The sequence below is a fragment of the Actinomadura rubteroloni genome, from assembly GCF_002911665.1.
GTDB lineage: Bacteria > Actinomycetota > Actinomycetes > Streptosporangiales > Streptosporangiaceae > Spirillospora > Spirillospora rubteroloni.
The window spans coordinates 107,616-121,938 of record NZ_MTBP01000003.1 but is presented as its reverse complement, the minus strand read 5'-3'; the positions used below and the strand labels follow the sequence as shown (position 1 = coordinate 121,938).

At 72.6% G+C, this 14,323-nt stretch carries 13 protein-coding genes; 4 read left to right on the top strand and 9 right to left on the bottom strand.

Features of this window, described 5'->3' with window-relative positions:
• The first annotated feature begins 147 nt into the window (after nucleotides 1-147).
• From BTM25_RS21945 to aspS, 3 genes are read left to right on the top strand one after another with little or no spacing between them, the layout of a single operon-like run.
• Nucleotides 148-843 (top strand): MBL fold metallo-hydrolase, encoded by a 696-nt coding sequence (locus tag BTM25_RS21945; protein ID WP_103564888.1) that lies wholly within the window; start codon nucleotides 148-150, stop codon nucleotides 841-843.
• 6 nt (nucleotides 844-849) lie between these two features.
• Entirely contained in the window at nucleotides 850-2,118 is a 1,269-nt protein-coding gene (gene hisS / locus BTM25_RS21940) for a histidine--tRNA ligase (RefSeq protein ID WP_103564887.1), read from the top strand.
• Nucleotides 2,115-3,866 (top strand): aspartate--tRNA ligase, encoded by a 1,752-nt coding sequence (gene aspS / locus BTM25_RS21935; RefSeq protein WP_103564886.1) that lies wholly within the window; start codon nucleotides 2,115-2,117, stop codon nucleotides 3,864-3,866. Before hisS ends, aspS begins: the two co-directional genes overlap by 4 nt.
• Nucleotides 3,867-3,914: 48 nt before the next feature.
• Here aspS and BTM25_RS21930 read toward each other — a convergent pair whose 3' ends face one another.
• The gene (locus BTM25_RS21930; protein ID WP_235828562.1) at nucleotides 3,915-6,089 is read right to left on the bottom strand and encodes a RelA/SpoT family protein; all 2,175 of its coding nucleotides are present in this window, start codon (nucleotides 6,087-6,089) and stop codon (nucleotides 3,915-3,917) included.
• Here BTM25_RS21930 and BTM25_RS30455 point away from each other — a divergent pair.
• Nucleotides 6,088-6,390: a hypothetical protein gene (locus BTM25_RS30455; protein ID WP_235828561.1), complete on the top strand. Its 303-nt coding sequence runs from the start codon at nucleotides 6,088-6,090 to the stop codon at nucleotides 6,388-6,390. The two genes, BTM25_RS21930 and BTM25_RS30455, sit on opposite strands and share 2 nt — an antisense overlap.
• A gap of 79 nt (nucleotides 6,391-6,469) precedes the next feature.
• Here the strand turns inward: BTM25_RS30455 and BTM25_RS21925 are convergent, their stop codons facing one another.
• The 8 genes from BTM25_RS21925 to BTM25_RS21890 form a co-directional block, all read right to left on the bottom strand.
• Nucleotides 6,470-6,994, bottom strand: coding sequence for an adenine phosphoribosyltransferase (locus tag BTM25_RS21925; protein WP_103564884.1), 525 nt, complete (start codon nucleotides 6,992-6,994; stop codon nucleotides 6,470-6,472).
• A 90-nt stretch (nucleotides 6,995-7,084) separates the two neighbouring features.
• Nucleotides 7,085-8,239, bottom strand: coding sequence for a protein translocase subunit SecF (gene secF / locus BTM25_RS21920; RefSeq protein WP_103564883.1), 1,155 nt, complete (start codon nucleotides 8,237-8,239; stop codon nucleotides 7,085-7,087).
• 2 nt (nucleotides 8,240-8,241) lie between these two features.
• A complete protein-coding gene (secD, locus tag BTM25_RS21915; protein ID WP_328589660.1) occupies nucleotides 8,242-9,978 on the bottom strand; it encodes a protein translocase subunit SecD in 1,737 nt (578 codons plus the stop codon).
• 93 nt (nucleotides 9,979-10,071) lie between these two features.
• On the bottom strand, nucleotides 10,072-10,533 hold the full coding sequence (gene yajC, locus BTM25_RS21910; protein ID WP_235828560.1) for a preprotein translocase subunit YajC: 462 nt from the start codon (nucleotides 10,531-10,533) through the stop codon (nucleotides 10,072-10,074).
• A gap of 148 nt (nucleotides 10,534-10,681) precedes the next feature.
• Nucleotides 10,682-11,743 (bottom strand): Holliday junction branch migration DNA helicase RuvB, encoded by a 1,062-nt coding sequence (ruvB, locus tag BTM25_RS21905; protein WP_103564882.1) that lies wholly within the window; start codon nucleotides 11,741-11,743, stop codon nucleotides 10,682-10,684.
• 156 nt (nucleotides 11,744-11,899) lie between these two features.
• Entirely contained in the window at nucleotides 11,900-12,499 is a 600-nt protein-coding gene (gene ruvA, locus BTM25_RS21900) for a Holliday junction branch migration protein RuvA (protein WP_103564881.1), read from the bottom strand.
• Nucleotides 12,496-13,035 carry a crossover junction endodeoxyribonuclease RuvC gene (gene ruvC / locus BTM25_RS21895; protein ID WP_103564880.1) on the bottom strand — a complete coding sequence of 180 codons (540 nt, stop codon included), beginning with the start codon at nucleotides 13,033-13,035 and terminating at the stop codon, nucleotides 12,496-12,498. Before ruvC ends, ruvA begins: the two co-directional genes overlap by 4 nt.
• A gap of 74 nt (nucleotides 13,036-13,109) precedes the next feature.
• The gene (locus tag BTM25_RS21890; RefSeq protein WP_146059105.1) at nucleotides 13,110-14,255 is read right to left on the bottom strand and encodes a GNAT family N-acetyltransferase; all 1,146 of its coding nucleotides are present in this window, start codon (nucleotides 14,253-14,255) and stop codon (nucleotides 13,110-13,112) included.
• Between the last annotated feature and the right edge of the window lie 68 nt (nucleotides 14,256-14,323).

Genomic DNA, 14,323 nt, shown 5'->3' with positions numbered 1-14,323 from the left:
GTTCGCGGTCGCGACCGTCGCGCCGGTACGCTCGGTGACACCGCGCCCGGACGGCGGCAGAGCCCGTCCCGGGCGGCGCGAGGCCCGCGGTCGGAGGAGACCGGCGGCGCCGGACTCGCCCCAGATCGGCCCAAGGAAAGGACGACCGTGCTCGTCGCCGGGTTCCCCGCCGGATCGTTCGCCGCGAACTGCTATGTCGTGGCGCCCGAGGCGGGTGCGGAGTGCGTGATCATCGACCCCGGCGAGGACGCCGCCGGCGGGATCGACGACGTCCTGCGCGAGCACCGGCTCAAGCCGGTCGCCGTGCTGCTCACCCACGGGCACCTCGACCACGTCTGGTCGGTCGCTCCGGTGTGCGGCGCCAAGGACGTCCCCGCCTGGATCCACCCCGACGACCGGGACCTGCTCACCGACCCCGCCAAGGGCCTGTCACTGAACCCCGGCCAGGAGCTGTTCGGCGGGCTGACGCTGAGCGAGCCCGACGACGTCCGCGAACTCGCCGACGGCGCCGAACTCGACCTCGCCGGGCTGCGGTTCACCGTCGACCACGCCCCCGGCCACACCCCGGGCTCGGTGACGTTCCGGACGCCCGCCGCGGCCGACGTCCCGGACGTGATGTTCACCGGCGACCTGCTGTTCGCCGGGTCCATCGGCCGCACCGACCTGCCCGGCGGCTCCTACGACGAGATCCTCGCGAGCCTGTCGCGGGTGTGCCTGACGCTGCCCGACACGACCGTCGTCCTGCCCGGCCACGGCCCGCAGACCACGATCGGACGCGAGCGCACGACGAACCCGTTCCTGGCGGAGCTGGCGCCCGCCGACGGGCCGGACAAGGGATTCTGAGGGACCGTGAGTTCGAGCTTCCAGGCCCCCAAGGGGGTCAGTGAATACGTCCCGCCGCGCGCCGAGCGGTTCGCCGCGATCCGCGACGCGTTCGCCGAGCGGGCGCGCCTCGCCGGGTACGGCTACCTGGAGCTGGCCGTCTTCGAGGACACCGACCTGTTCCGGCGCGGCGTCGGGGAGTCCACCGACGTCGTCAGCAAGGAGATGTACACCTTCGAGGACCGGGGCGGCCGGTCGCTGACGCTGCGGCCGGAGTTCACCGCGACCGTGCTGCGCGCCGTCCTGGAGCACAACCTGCACCGCCAGGGCGGGCTGCCGGTCAAGGTGTGGACGGCCGGGCCGGTGTTCCGGGCCGAGCGTCCCCAGCAGGGCCGGTACCGGCAGTTCTACCAGCTCGACCTGGAGGCGATCGGCACCGAGGACCCGCAGGTCGACGCCGAGACGATCGCGCTCGCGGCCCGCTGGTACCGCTCGCTCGGCCTCACTCGGGTGCGGCTGCTGCTGAACTCGCTCGGGTGCAAGGAGTGCCGTCCGGTGTACCGGGCCGTGCTGCAGGACTTCCTGCGCGGGCTGGACCTGGACGAGGCCACCCGCGCCCGCGTCGAGATCAACCCGCTGCGCGTCCTGGACGACAAGCGCCCGGCCGTCCGGGAGCAGGTCGCCGACGCGCCGCTCATGGCCGACCACCTGTGCGCGGCGTGCAAGGAGTACCACGACCGCGTCCGCGCGCTGCTCGCCGACCTCGGCGTCGCCTGGGAGGACGAGCCGCGCCTGGTGCGCGGCCTGGACTACTACACCCGCACCACCTACGAGTTCGACCACCCGCTGCTCGGCGCGCAGTCGGGCGTCGGCGGCGGCGGACGCTACGACGGGCTGTCGGAGGACATCGGCGGCCCGCCGCTGCCGGGCATCGGCTTCGGGCTCGGCCTGGACCGGACCATCCTGGCGCTGGAGGCCGAGGGCTCGTCGTTCGCCGGCAAGCCCCGCTGCCAGGTGTTCGGCGTCGCGCTCGGCGAGGCCGCGGAGCGGCGGATGTTCACGCTGGTGGACGAGCTGCGCGAGGCCGGGATCGCCGCCGACATGGCGTTCGGCGGCAAGCGGCTCAAGGGCGCGATGAAGGACGCCGACCGGTCCGGCGCGGCCTACGCGGTGATCCTCGGCGAACGCGACATCGCGGGCGGCGAGGTCCAGCTCAAGGAACTGGCCACCGGGGACCAGACGGCCGTCCCGCTGACCGACATCACATCGACGCTGACGGAAAGGCTTTCCGAATGATCCGCTCGCACGAGGCGGGGACGCTCCGCAGGGAGCACGCCGGGCAGCCCGTGACGCTGGCCGGGTGGGTGGCGCGGCGCCGCGACCACGGCGGCGTCACCTTCATCGACCTGCGCGACGCGTCCGGCACCGCCCAGGTCGTCTTCCGCGAGGAGGACACCGCTCACGACCTGCGGTCGGAGTTCTGCGTCCGGATCACCGGCGAGGTCCGGATCCGGCCCGCGGGCAACGAGAACCCCGAGCTGCCGACCGGCGACATCGAGGTCGCCGCGACGGAGATCGAGGTGCTGTCGGAGGCGGCGCCGCTGCCGTTCCCGATCGAGGGCGACGTCAACGTCAACGAGGAGATCCGGCTCAAGTACCGGTACCTCGACATCCGGCGCGAGGCCGTCGCGAACGCGCTGCGCATCCGGTCGCGGGCGTCGTTCATCGTCCACGACGTGCTGGACGGGCACGGGTTCGTGAACATCGAGACGCCGACGCTGACCCGGTCCACCCCCGAGGGCGCGCGCGACTTCCTCGTCCCGGTCCGGCTCCAGCCCGGCCGCTGGTACGCGCTGCCGCAGTCGCCGCAGCTCTTCAAGCAGCTCCTCATGGTCGGCGGCCTGGAGCGCTACTACCAGATCGCCCGCTGCTACCGCGACGAGGACTTCCGCGCCGACCGGCAGCCGGAGTTCACCCAGATCGACATCGAGATGTCGTTCGTGGACCAGGCGGACGTCCTGCGCGTCGCCGAGGACCTCGTCGCGCGGCTGTGGAAGGACGTCGCGGGCTACGAGATCCCCCGGCCGATCCCCCACATCACCTACGCCGACGCGATGGCCCGGTACGGCTCGGACAAGCCCGACCTGCGCTTCGGCCTCGAACTGACCGACATGACGGCCTACTTCGCGGACACGTCCTTCCGCGTCTTCCAGGCCCCGTACGTGGGCGCGGTCGTCATGCCGGGCGGCGCGGCGCAGACCCGCAAGGAGCTGGACGCCTGGCAGGACTGGGCGAAGGCGCGGGGGGCGCGCGGGCTCGCGTACGTGCTCGTCCAGGAGGATGGGACGCTCGGCGGCCCCGTCGCCAAGAACCTCTCCGACACCGAGAAGGCCGGGCTCGCCGCCGCGACCGGCGCGGCCCCCGGCGACGCGGTCTTCTTCGGCGCCGGCAAGCGCCACGCCACGCAGGAGCTGCTCGGCGCCGCGCGTCTGGAGATCGGCCGCCGCCGCGACCTCATCGACCCGTCCGCCTGGGCGTTCGTCTGGGTCGTGGACGCGCCGGTCTTCGAGCCCGTCGAGGACGAGCGCGGCGAGCAGGTCGGCTGGACGGCCGTCCACCACCCGTTCACCGCGCCGAAGGCCGCGTACGCCGACACCTTCCAGGATGACCCGGGCAGCGCGCTCGCCGACGCCTACGACATCGTCTGCAACGGCAGCGAGATCGGCGGCGGCTCCCTGCGCATCCACCGCGCGGAGATGCAGCAGCGCGTGTTCGACGTCCTCGGCCTGTCGAAGGAGGAGGCCGAGTCGCAGTTCGGCTTCCTGCTGGAGGCCTTCAAGTTCGGCCCGCCCCCGCACGGCGGCATCGCCTTCGGCTGGGACCGCGTCGTGATGCTGCTGGCCGGCGAGTCCTCGATCCGCGACGTGATCGCGTTCCCGAAGGCCGCGTCCGCCTACGACCCGCTGACCGCCGCCCCCACCCCGATCACCGCCCGGCAGCGCGCCGAGGCCGGGATCGACGCCGACCCGTTCGCCGAGGACTGACCCGTCCGTCGCGGCGCCCGCCCCGGAGCGGGCGCCGCGACGCCGGGGTCAGCGGTTCGTGCCGCTGGTGATGCGGTAGACGTCGTACACGCCGTCGATCGAGCGGACGGCCTTCAGGACGTGGCCCAGGTGCTTCGGGTCGCCCATCTCGAAGGTGAAGCGGCTGACCGCGACGCGGTCGCGCGTCGTGGTGACGGACGCCGACAGGATGTTCACGTGCTGGTCGGACAGGACGCTCGTCACGTCCGAGAGCAGGCGCGGCCGGTCCAGCGCCTCGACCTGGATCGCCACCAGGAACACCGAGTCCTCGCCGGGCGACCACTTCACGTCGATGAGCCGGTCCGGCTGGGTGCGCAGGCTCGCCACGTTCGAGCAGTCCGCCCGGTGCACCGAGACGCCGTGCCCGCGCGTCACGAACCCGACGATGTCGTCGCCGGGGACGGGCGTGCAGCAGCGCGACAGCCGCACCCACACGTCCGGGTCGCCCGCGACGACGACGCCGGGGTCGCCGGCGGGACGGGTCCGTTTGCGGCGCGTCGGCAGCGCGATCTCGGCGAGGTCCTCGTCGGCGCTCTCGGGGCCGCCGAGCGCGTCGACCAGGCGCTGCACGACGTTCTGCGCCGACACCTGGTTCTCGCCGACGGCCGCGTACAGCGACGACACGTCCGGGTAGCGCATGTCGCGGGCCAGCGCCAGCAGCGCCTCCCCCGACATCATCCGCTGCAACGGCATGTTCTGCTTGCGCATCGCGCGCGCGATCGCGTCCTTGCCGGACTCGATCGCGGTGTCGCGCCGCTCCTTGGAGAACCAGTGCCGGATCTTGTTGCGGGCGCGGGCGCTCTTGACGAAGTTCAGCCAGTCCCGGCTGGGCCCGGCGTCCGGCGACTTGGACGTGAACACCTCGACCGTGTCGCCGTTGTCCAGCGTGGATTCGAGCGGCACGAGCCGTCCGTTGACGCGGGCGCCGATGCAGCGGCTGCCGACCTCGGTGTGGATCGCATACGCGAAGTCGACCGGGGTCGCGCCCTGCGGCAGCGCGATCACGTCGCCCTTCGGCGTGAAGACGAACACCTCCGACACCGACAGGTCGAACCGCAGCGACTCCAGGAACTCGGCCGGGTCGGCGGTCTCCTTCTGCCAGTCCAGGAGCTGGCGGAGCCACTGCATGTCGGCGGCCCTGCGGCCCCCGACCGTCTCCTCCTTGTACTTCCAGTGCGCCGCGACGCCGTACTCCGCGCGCCGGTGCATGCCCCACGTCCGGATCTGCAGCTCGACGGGCTTGCCCTCGGGCCCGATCACCGTCGTGTGCAGCGACTGGTACATGTTGAACTTCGGCATCGCGATGTAGTCCTTGAACCGGCCGGGCACCGGGTTCCACCGCGCGTGGATCGTCCCGAGCGCCGCGTAGCAGTCGCGGACGCTGTCCACCAGGACCCGGATGCCGACCAGGTCGTAGATGTCGTCGAACCCGACGTCGCGGGCGATCATCTTCTGGTAGATCGAGTAGTAGTGCTTGGGACGGCCGGTGACCGTCGCCTTGATCCGGGAGTCCCGCAGGTCCGCCGAGACGTTCTCGATGACCTCCTGCAGGAAGATGTCGCGGCGCGGGGCACGCTCGGACACCAGCCGGGCGATCTCGTCGAACCGCTTCGGGTACAGGGTCGCGAAGGACAGGTCCTCCAGCTCCCATTTCAGCGTGTTCATCCCGAGCCGGTGCGCGAGCGGGGCGAAGACCTCCAGCGTCTCGCGGGCCTTCTTCTCCTGCTTGTGGCGCGGCATGTACCGGAGCGTGCGCATGTTGTGCAGCCGGTCCGCGAGCTTGATCACCAGGACGCGGATGTCGCGGGCCATCGCCACGACCATCTTGCGGACGGTCTCGGCCTCGGCCGCGTCGCCGTACTTGACCTTGTCGAGCTTGGTGACGCCGTCCACCAGCGCGGTGATCTCGTCGCCGAAGTCGGCGCGCAGCTCGTCCAGCGTGTACGCGGTGTCCTCGACGGTGTCGTGCAGCAGCGCCGCGACGACCGTCTCGGTGTTCATGCCCAGCTCGGCGAGGATCGTCGCGACGGCCAGCGGATGCGTGATGTACGGATCGCCGCTCTTGCGCTTCTGGTCGCGGTGATAGTGCGCGGCCACGTCGTAGGCGCGCTCGATCTGCCGGACGTCCGCCTTCGGATGCGTGTTCCGGACGGTCTTGATGAGGGGTTCGAGGACGGGGTTCATGGCGGATCCCCGCTGCGCGCCCAGCCGCGCGAGCCTGCGGCGCACCCGTGCGGCGGACGGCGGGATCGGGGCCGGTTGCGGCCGGGACGGGTCGTCGGTCGGCGGGGCCTGCGCCGCCGCCGGATCGGTCGCCGGATCGGACGGCGGGACGGGCGCGGTGGTCTCGGCGGTCGGCCCGCCCGTCCGCTCCCCGGGGCCGCCGGACGGCCCGGGCCTGTTCGCGGACGGCGCGGAGGTCACCGCGTCGCTCGACACCACCTCACCGGGCACCCAGCCTCCCCAACGCACGACGGGCGCGTGATCTGCCCTGTTCCGCACGGGGAGCGCCCGTCCCCGCCGGACCACTGGTACCGGACAGTGTATCCGGCGCCTTTTTCGTACTAGACCGTAACCAGGGAATGAACGTCCAGATTCCCGATCCGGTCGCGACCGCCCAGAAAGGACAGCTCCATCAGGACCGACAGCCCGACGACGTCGCCGCCGCCCCGGGCGACCAGGTCGGCCGCCGCCCGCGCGGTGCCCCCGGTCGCGAGCACGTCGTCCACGATGAGGACGCGCTCGCCGGGCGTGAAGGCGTCGGCGTGGACCTCGATGGTCTCGGTCCCGTATTCCAGATCATAGGACCGTTCATACGTCGCCGAGGGGAGTTTTCCCTTCTTGCGCACCGGAACGAATCCCGCACCGAAGTGGTAGGCGATGGGCGCGGCGAGAATGAACCCGCGCGCCTCGATTCCGACGATCTTGTCGACGGTGCCGCGCCCGTGGTGGTTGACGATCGCGTCGACCACCCCGGCGAACGCGACGTGGTCCGCCAGCAGCGGCGTGATGTCCTTGAAGACCACCCCGGGCTTGGGGTAGTCCACGACGTCGCGGATCCGGTCCCTGATCAGGCCGTCGAGGTCCACTGCGCTCCCTGCTCCCCCGGCCGTGCCGCCGGGTCGTGACGCGCGCCGGCCGTGCCCGCGGGGTCGCGGGCACGGCCGGGTCGCTGCGGATTACTTCGTGTTCCGGCGCTGGGTCCGGGTGCCGCGCTTGGGCTGCTGCCGGGGGCCGGTCTGGACGACCTTGCGGAGCGTCACGTCGGAGGCGACGTCGATCCGCTTCTCGCCCTCGCCGGGTTCGTCGTCGTCGGTCGCGTCGCCGCCCCCGCCCGCCGGGACGGTCGTGCGCGCCGCCTTGGCCTGCCGCTTGGCGCTGTTCTCGCGGCGGGCGATGTTGGCGCGCAGCTCGCGGAACTGCGGCTCGCGCTCCTTGAGCTGGACGAGCAGCGGCGTCGCCACGCAGATCGAGGAGTACGTCCCGACGATCATGCCGACGAACAGGGCGAGCGACAGGTCCTTGAGCGTGCCCGCGCCGAACACCGTCGTCCCGATGAACAGGATCGCGCCGACCGGCAGGATCGCGACCAGCGAGGTGTTCAGCGAGCGCACCAGCGTGCTGCTGAGCGCCCGGTTCGCGGCCTCGCTGTAGGTGATCTTGGAGGTCGGCGAGAGCGGCCGGGTGACCTCCTTGATCATGTCGAACACGACGACGGCGTCGTACAGCGAGTAGCCGAGGATCGTCAGGAACCCGAGCAGCGTCGCCGGCGTCACCTCGAAGCCCGACCAGGCGTACACGCCCGCCGTGATCACGAGGTCGTGCAGGAGCGCGACGAGCGCCGCCAGCGCCATCCGCCACTCGAACGCCACCGACAGGTACAAGATGATCAGCAGGAGGAAGACGGCCAGCGCCTGCCAGGCCTTCTTGGAGATCTCGCCGCCCCAGGAGGCGCCGACGACCTGCGTGCTGACCTTCGCGGCCGGGATGCCCAGCTCCGCGCTGATCGTGTTCTTGATCTTGCCGGCCTCCGCCGAGGGCATGCTCTCGGTGGTGGCCCGCCAGTCGCCGCCGGCCTTCTGGACGATGACCTGGTGCGCGCCGCCGTGCTCGACGGCGCTGCGCACCTGCTCGATCGAGCGGTGCGGCGCGTTGAAGGTGAAGACCGATCCGCCCTTGAACTCCACACCGAAGTTCAGGCTCTGGACGAGCAGGCCGACGACCGACAGCGCGATCAGCAGCCCGGAGATCGAGTACCAGACCTTCGGACGGCCGACGATGTCGGCGCTGATCTCGCCCCGGTAGATCCGGGAGAACATTCCGCCGAGCGCCATGCTCACGCCTCCTGACCGGTCGGGCGGGCCGTGGCCGTCGCGGGCTCCGGCTTGTGCAGCTTACGCGGGTCCAGCCCGGACCACGGATGGCCTCGGCCGTAGAACGACGTCCGGGACAGCAGCGTGACGAGCGGCTTGGTGAAGAAGAAGACCACGACCACGTCGATGAGCGTGGTGAGGCCCATCGCGAACGCGAAGCCCGCGACGCCGCCGACCGCGAGGAAGTACAGGACGAGCGCGGCGATGAACGTCACCGCGTCGGCGACGAGGATCGTGCGCCGCGCCCGCTTCCAGGCCGCCTCCACCGAGGGCCGCAGCCGCCGTCCGGCGCGCAGTTCGTCGCGCAGCCGCTCGAAGTAGACGATGAACGAGTCCGCGGTGATGCCGATCGACACGATGAGGCCGATGATGTGCGGGAGCGACAGCCGGAACCCGATGTTCTCGCCGAGGATGACCACCGACACGTAGGTGATCACGGCCGCGACGATCAGGCTGGACACCGCGACGAGCCCGAGGCCCCGGTAGTAGAGCATGCAGTAGACGACGACCAGCGCCAGGCCGATCGCGCCCGCGATGAGGCCACCGCTGAGCTGGTCGGAGCCCAGCGTGGACGACACCTCGTCGATGGAGCTCTGCTTGAACTCCAGCGGCAGCGCGCCGTACTTGAGGACGTTGGCGAGGTCGCTGGCGTAGGACTGCGTGAAGCTGTCGGCCGAGCCGTAGATGCTCGCGGTGCCGCCCGAGATGGCGCCGTTGTCGATGCTCGGGGCGGACACGACCTGTCCGTCCAGCACGATCGCGACCTGCCGCTGCGGGGTGCCGGACGCGGCCTTGTAGGCGTCGCCGGTCACCTTCGCGAACTGGTCGGCGCCCTTGTGCTTGAACTTCAGCGCGACCGACCAGCTCGCCGTGCCGTTCTGGGCGTTCGGGGCGATGGCGTCGGCCGAGGCGACCTCTTCGCCGTGGACGGCGACGGGGCCGAGGATGTACTTGCGGAACGCGCCGCTCTCCTGCTGCTGGTCGCAGGACACGACCCACGCGCGGTTCGGGTCGTTGGAGCCCTGGGCGCGGCGGTCGGTGCCGTAGCAGCTCTGCGTCGCGAACTGGCGGACGATCTCGTCGCTCACCCCGGCGGGCAGCGACAGCCCCTTCCTCAGCTCCTCCAGCGTCGGCGGCGTCGTCGCGGCGGTCGGCGTGGCCGACGGGCTGGCCGACGGGCTCGCGGACGGCTTCTTCGTCGCCGAAGGGGACGCCAGCGGCGTCGGGAGCGCCAGCGCGCCGCTGAGGGCGCGGCCGCGCGGCGTCGCCGACGGCGAGGCCGACACCGACGAGCTCGGGGTGGCCGACGGGGACGCCGTGGGCTTGGCGCCCTTGTCCGGCGTCGCGCCCTTGAGCTGGATGGGCTTGCCGTCGGTCACCGCGAACACCTGGCGGAACTGGAGCTTGGCGGTCGTGCCGATGAGGCCGACCACCCGGCTCTGCCCCTCACCGGGGACGTTCACCACGATGTTGTTGCTGCCCTGCTTGGCCACCTCCGCGTCGGAGACGCCCAGGCCGTTCACCCGCTGGTTAATGATCTTGATGGCCTGGTCCATCTGCGACGCCGGGGGGTTCTTGCCCCGTTCGGTCTTGGCCGTGAGCGTCACGGTCGTCCCGCCGGCGAGGTCGAGCCCCAGTTTGGGGGTCGTCCGCCCCTGCAGGAACATCACGCCGGTCAGGGCCGCGAGGACCGCGAACAACGCGAGCAGGGTGCGCCCTGGGGCGGATGGAGTGCTACGAGACGAAGCCACTGGTCGTCGTACTTCCCGTCTTGGTTCCTGTACCGAGCGGCCTCAGGCCGAGGGCTTGTCCGCGCCCTTGCCCGTGGACACGGCCTCCCCGGCCCCGTCCATCTCCCCGGGAGTTTCCTCGGCGTCGTGCTTGGCGTCGTCCTTGGACAGGTCGATCTTCGCGTCGTCGTCCTCGGCCGGCTCGTCGTCCAGTTCCTCGTCGGCGTCCTCGGCGACGACCTGCATGACGGCCTGCTTCACGAAGCGGGCCTCGACACCGGGGGCGATCTCCAGCACCACGCCGTCGTCGTCGGTGGAGACGACCGTGGCGTGCATCCCGGCGGTCGTGATGACGTGCGCACCGGGCTCGATCGAGTTCTGCAGGCCGAGCTGCTCCTTGCGCCGCCGGTTCTGCGGACGGATCAGCAGGAAGTAGAAGATGATGGGCACGGCGAGCAGCATGAGCAGCCCGAAGCCGCCCCCGCCGCCGGAGTTCCCCGACGCAATAATCATGTCGCTGCCCACTGCAGGGCTTCCTTCCGATGTGGTTTGCCCAGTCTGTCCGCTTGATCGGCTCTTCGACCGTGGGCTGGTGACGTGACCAAGTCCCGGAGTCTAGAGAGTACGCGAGACCCCGGCAACGACATGACGAGCGACCACCCCTCGGAGTTCCCTAGCCGCCGGGGGGCGGATCGCCGGGGACGTCGAACAGTGTTCCGGCGTCGCCGGGGGGCGGGGGCGGGGTCAGGCCGAGGTGCGTCCAGGCCGCGGGGGTCGCGATCCGGCCGCGCGGCGTGCGGGCCAGCAGGCCCTGCCGGACGAGGAACGGCTCGGCGACGACCTCGACCGTCTCGGGCTCCTCCCCCACCGACACCGCCAGCGTGGACAGGCCGACCGGGCCGCCGCCGAAGGTGGCGAGCAGGGACCGCAGGACGGCGCGGTCCAGCCGGTCCAGGCCGCGTTCGTCCACCTCGTAGAGTTCCAGGGCGGCGCGGGCGAGGCCGGCGGTGACGACGCCGTCCGCCCGGACCTCGGCGAAGTCCCGGACGCGGCGCAGCAGCCGGTTGGCGATCCGGGGCGTGCCGCGCGACCGGCCCGCGACCTCGGCGGCGGCGTCGTCGGCGATCTTCACGTCCAGCAGCCGCGCGGACCGCCGGACGATCACCTCCAGCTCCTCGGGGCCGTAGAAGTCCATGTGCGCGACGAACCCGAACCGGTCGCGCAGCGGGCCGGGCAGCATCCCGGCGCGGGTGGTGGCGCCGACGAGCGTGAACGGGGCGATGTCCAGCGGGATCGCGGTGGCGCCGGGGCCCTTGCCGACGACGACGTCGACGCGGAAGTCCTCCATCGCCATGTAGAGCATCTCTTCGGCGGGCCGCGCCATGCGGTGGATCTCGTCCAGGAACAGGACCTCGCCCTCGGCCAGCGTGGACAGGATCGCCGCGAGGTCGCCCGCCCGCTCGATCGCCGGCCCGGACGAGACCCGCAGCGGCTGCCCCAGCTCCGCCGCGATGATCATGGCGAGCGTCGTCTTGCCGAGTCCCGGGCCGCCCGACAGCAGCACGTGGTCGGGCGTCCGGCTCCGCCGCAGCGCGCTGTGCAGGACGAGCCCGAGCTGCTCGCGCACGCGCTCCTGCCCGACGAAGTCGTCCAGCCGCTTGGGCCGCAGTGCCGCCTCGATGACCTCCTCGTCCGGCCCTTCAGCCCCGGAACCCACCAGCCGATCGGTGCTCATGGCCTCGCCTCCGCTCGGCGGCGCCGGACCGCCCCACGCGGCGGCTTCCCTCGTCGCGTGCTCACTCCTCCGTCACTCCGCGCGCTCCTCAGTCCAGCCACCGCACGGCCCAGCGCGCTCATGGCCTCGCCTCCGCTCGGCGGCGCCGGACCGCCCTCATCGGCTGAGCTTCTTGAGGGCGGCCTTGAGCAGGAGCGGGACGGCCGGGGTCTCGGCGTCGCCGAGGTCTGCGGCGACGGCGTCGACGGCCGCGTCGGCGTCGCGGGCCGACCAGCCGAGGTTCACCAGGCCCGCCTGGACCTGGTCGCGCCAGGCCGCCGCGCGCGGGGCGGGGACGGCCGCCGGGCCGCCGGACGGGGCGCCGAGCCGGTCACGCAGTTCCAGCACGATCCGCTGCGCGCCCTTCTTGCCGATGCCGGGCACGCGGGTCAGGGCCGTGAGGTCCTCGGCGGCGACCGCGGCGCGCAGCGCGTCCGGGCTGTGCACGGCGAGCATCGCCAGGGCCAGGCGCGGGCCGACGCCGCTCGCGGTCTGGAGCAGTTCGAAGACCTGCCGCTCGTCGTCGTCGGCGAACCCGAACAGCGTCATCGAGTCCTCGCGGACGACGAGCGACGTCGGGACGCGGGCCTCCTCGCCCACCCGCAGGCCCGCGAGCGTCGCCGGCGCGCACTGCACGGCGTAGCCGACGCCGCCGACGTCGATGACGGCCGTGTCCGGCCCGGACACGGCGACCGTGCCGCGCACGAAGGCGATCACTGGACGGTTCCTCCTCGGCTCCTCGGGACGGCGGCGCGGCGGGCCGCGTCCAGCCGGGACTGCGCGGCGCCGCGCCACACGTGGCAGATCGCGAGGGCGAGCGCGTCGGCGGCGTCGGCGGGGCGCGGCGGGGCGTCCAGCCGCAGCAGCCGGGTGACCATGCTCGTGACCTGCGCCTTGTCGGCGCGGCCGTTGCCGGTGACGGCGGCCTTGGCCTCGCTCGGGGTGTGCAGCGCGACGGGCAGGCCGCGCCGCGCGGCGGCGAGCATCGCCACCCCGGCGGCCTGCGCCGTGCCCATGACCGTGCTGACGTTGTGCTGCGCGAACACCCGCTCCACGGCGACGGCGTCGGGCGCGAACTCCGCCAGCACCGCTTCCAGGCCCTGCTCGACGCCGAGCAGCCGGTGCGCGACGTCGTCGTCCGGGCTGGTCCGCACGACCGAGACGTGGACGAGCCGCAGCGGACGGCCGGGCGCGCCCTCGACGACACCGACGCCGCAACGGGTCAGGCCCGGGTCGACCCCCATCACCCGCACGACGCTCCCTCGATCATCTGTTCGGCTCGGGCCACGCTACCGGACGGGACGGACACGCGCGCGGAACGGTCCGCTCAGAAGAAGTCGAGGGCGTGGGCGTCGGCGGCGAACACCGCGTCCAGGAGCGGTTCGTCGCGGTCCAGGCGCCCGGCGCGGCGCAGCGTCGCGGTCGGGACACCGCTGTACAGGGCCGCGAACGCCCCGGGCCCGAGCCGCAGGGCGCCGGACGTCTCGGGGGCCGGTTCGAGCACGCCGGAGCCGTCCGCGACGGTCAGCCGCCAGTCGCCCGTGTTGCCCGGGATGTCGGGGTCGTCCAGGCGCAGCGGGACGGACCCGGCGACGCCCGGCGGGAAGCCCCGCGCGGCGACGGCGGCGGGCGCGTCCACGGCCCGCAGCATCCAGCGGACCCGGCGGACGCGGTCGGAGAACCGCTGCGGGATCGACCAGAGCACCGGGTCGTGCGGCGCGAGCACCGCCGTGACGCGGTCGGCCGTCGTGGAGCCGGAGCCGACGATCGCCCACAGCGCGCGGGTCGTCCGCTCGGACACCGCGACGGCCTTGTTCACGCGGATCTCGCCTTCGCCCTGCCAGTGGAAGGTCAGGAACCCGTCCTCGGCGAGGTAGGCGTCGTGGTCCGGTTCGCTGAGGAACGACCGCCAGCGTTCGTCGTCCCACCCGATGGGTCCGCAGTCGCGCGCCTCGCGGTGGACGCGGGCGATCGTCGCGGCGACCTCGGCCGCGTCGCCGGGCCCGACGCGGCGGACGTCGACCGGCTCGGCGCGCAGGCCGCGCAGCGCGTCGGGGTCGAGGCTCACCTCGTCCAGGCCGCCGCCGTGCTCCCAGCCGAGCGCCCGGTACAGGGACGTCGTCGCGGGATAGAGCATCGACAGCGGGAAGCCCAGCTCCTTGCACCGGTCCAACGCGGCGGCGGCGATGGCCCGGCCGTAGCCCCGGCCGCGCGCCTCCGCCGCGACCGTCACGCCGCTGACGCCGCCGAGCCGCACCGACCGGCCGTGCCACCACTGGATCTGGTCGTGGATGTAGGAGGTCGCGACGATCTGCCCGGCGACGAACCCGCCGAGCGCGCGGCCGGCGTCGATGCCCGGCCGGGCGCGCACCAGGAGCCGCTCCCACTCGCCGTCCGGCAGCGGGCCGAACGCCTGGCGGCGCTGCTCCCGCGTCGCCGCGAACTCCTCGACTGTCAACGCCCGAATTTGCATGATCCACACCGTATCCGGACAAAAACACCACGACCGCCGCTCCAGGGCGGCGGCCGGTGCGCGGACGG

Excerpts from the sequence above, each read along its gene's own strand:
- BTM25_RS21890 (WP_146059105.1), bottom strand. The coding sequence starts at position 14,255 with ATGCAAATTCGGGCGTTGACAGTCGAGGAGTTCGCGGCGACGCGGGAG.
- ruvB (WP_103564882.1), bottom strand. The coding sequence starts at position 11,743 with ATGAGCACCGATCGGCTGGTGGGTTCCGGGGCTGAAGGGCCGGACGAG.
- secF (WP_103564883.1), bottom strand. The coding sequence starts at position 8,239 with ATGGCGCTCGGCGGAATGTTCTCCCGGATCTACCGGGGCGAGATCAGC.
- aspS (WP_103564886.1), top strand. The coding sequence starts at position 2,115 with ATGATCCGCTCGCACGAGGCGGGGACGCTCCGCAGGGAGCACGCCGGG.
- BTM25_RS30455 (WP_235828561.1), top strand. The coding sequence starts at position 6,088 with ATGGCGGATCCCCGCTGCGCGCCCAGCCGCGCGAGCCTGCGGCGCACC.
- BTM25_RS21930 (WP_235828562.1), bottom strand. The coding sequence starts at position 6,089 with ATGAACCCCGTCCTCGAACCCCTCATCAAGACCGTCCGGAACACGCAT.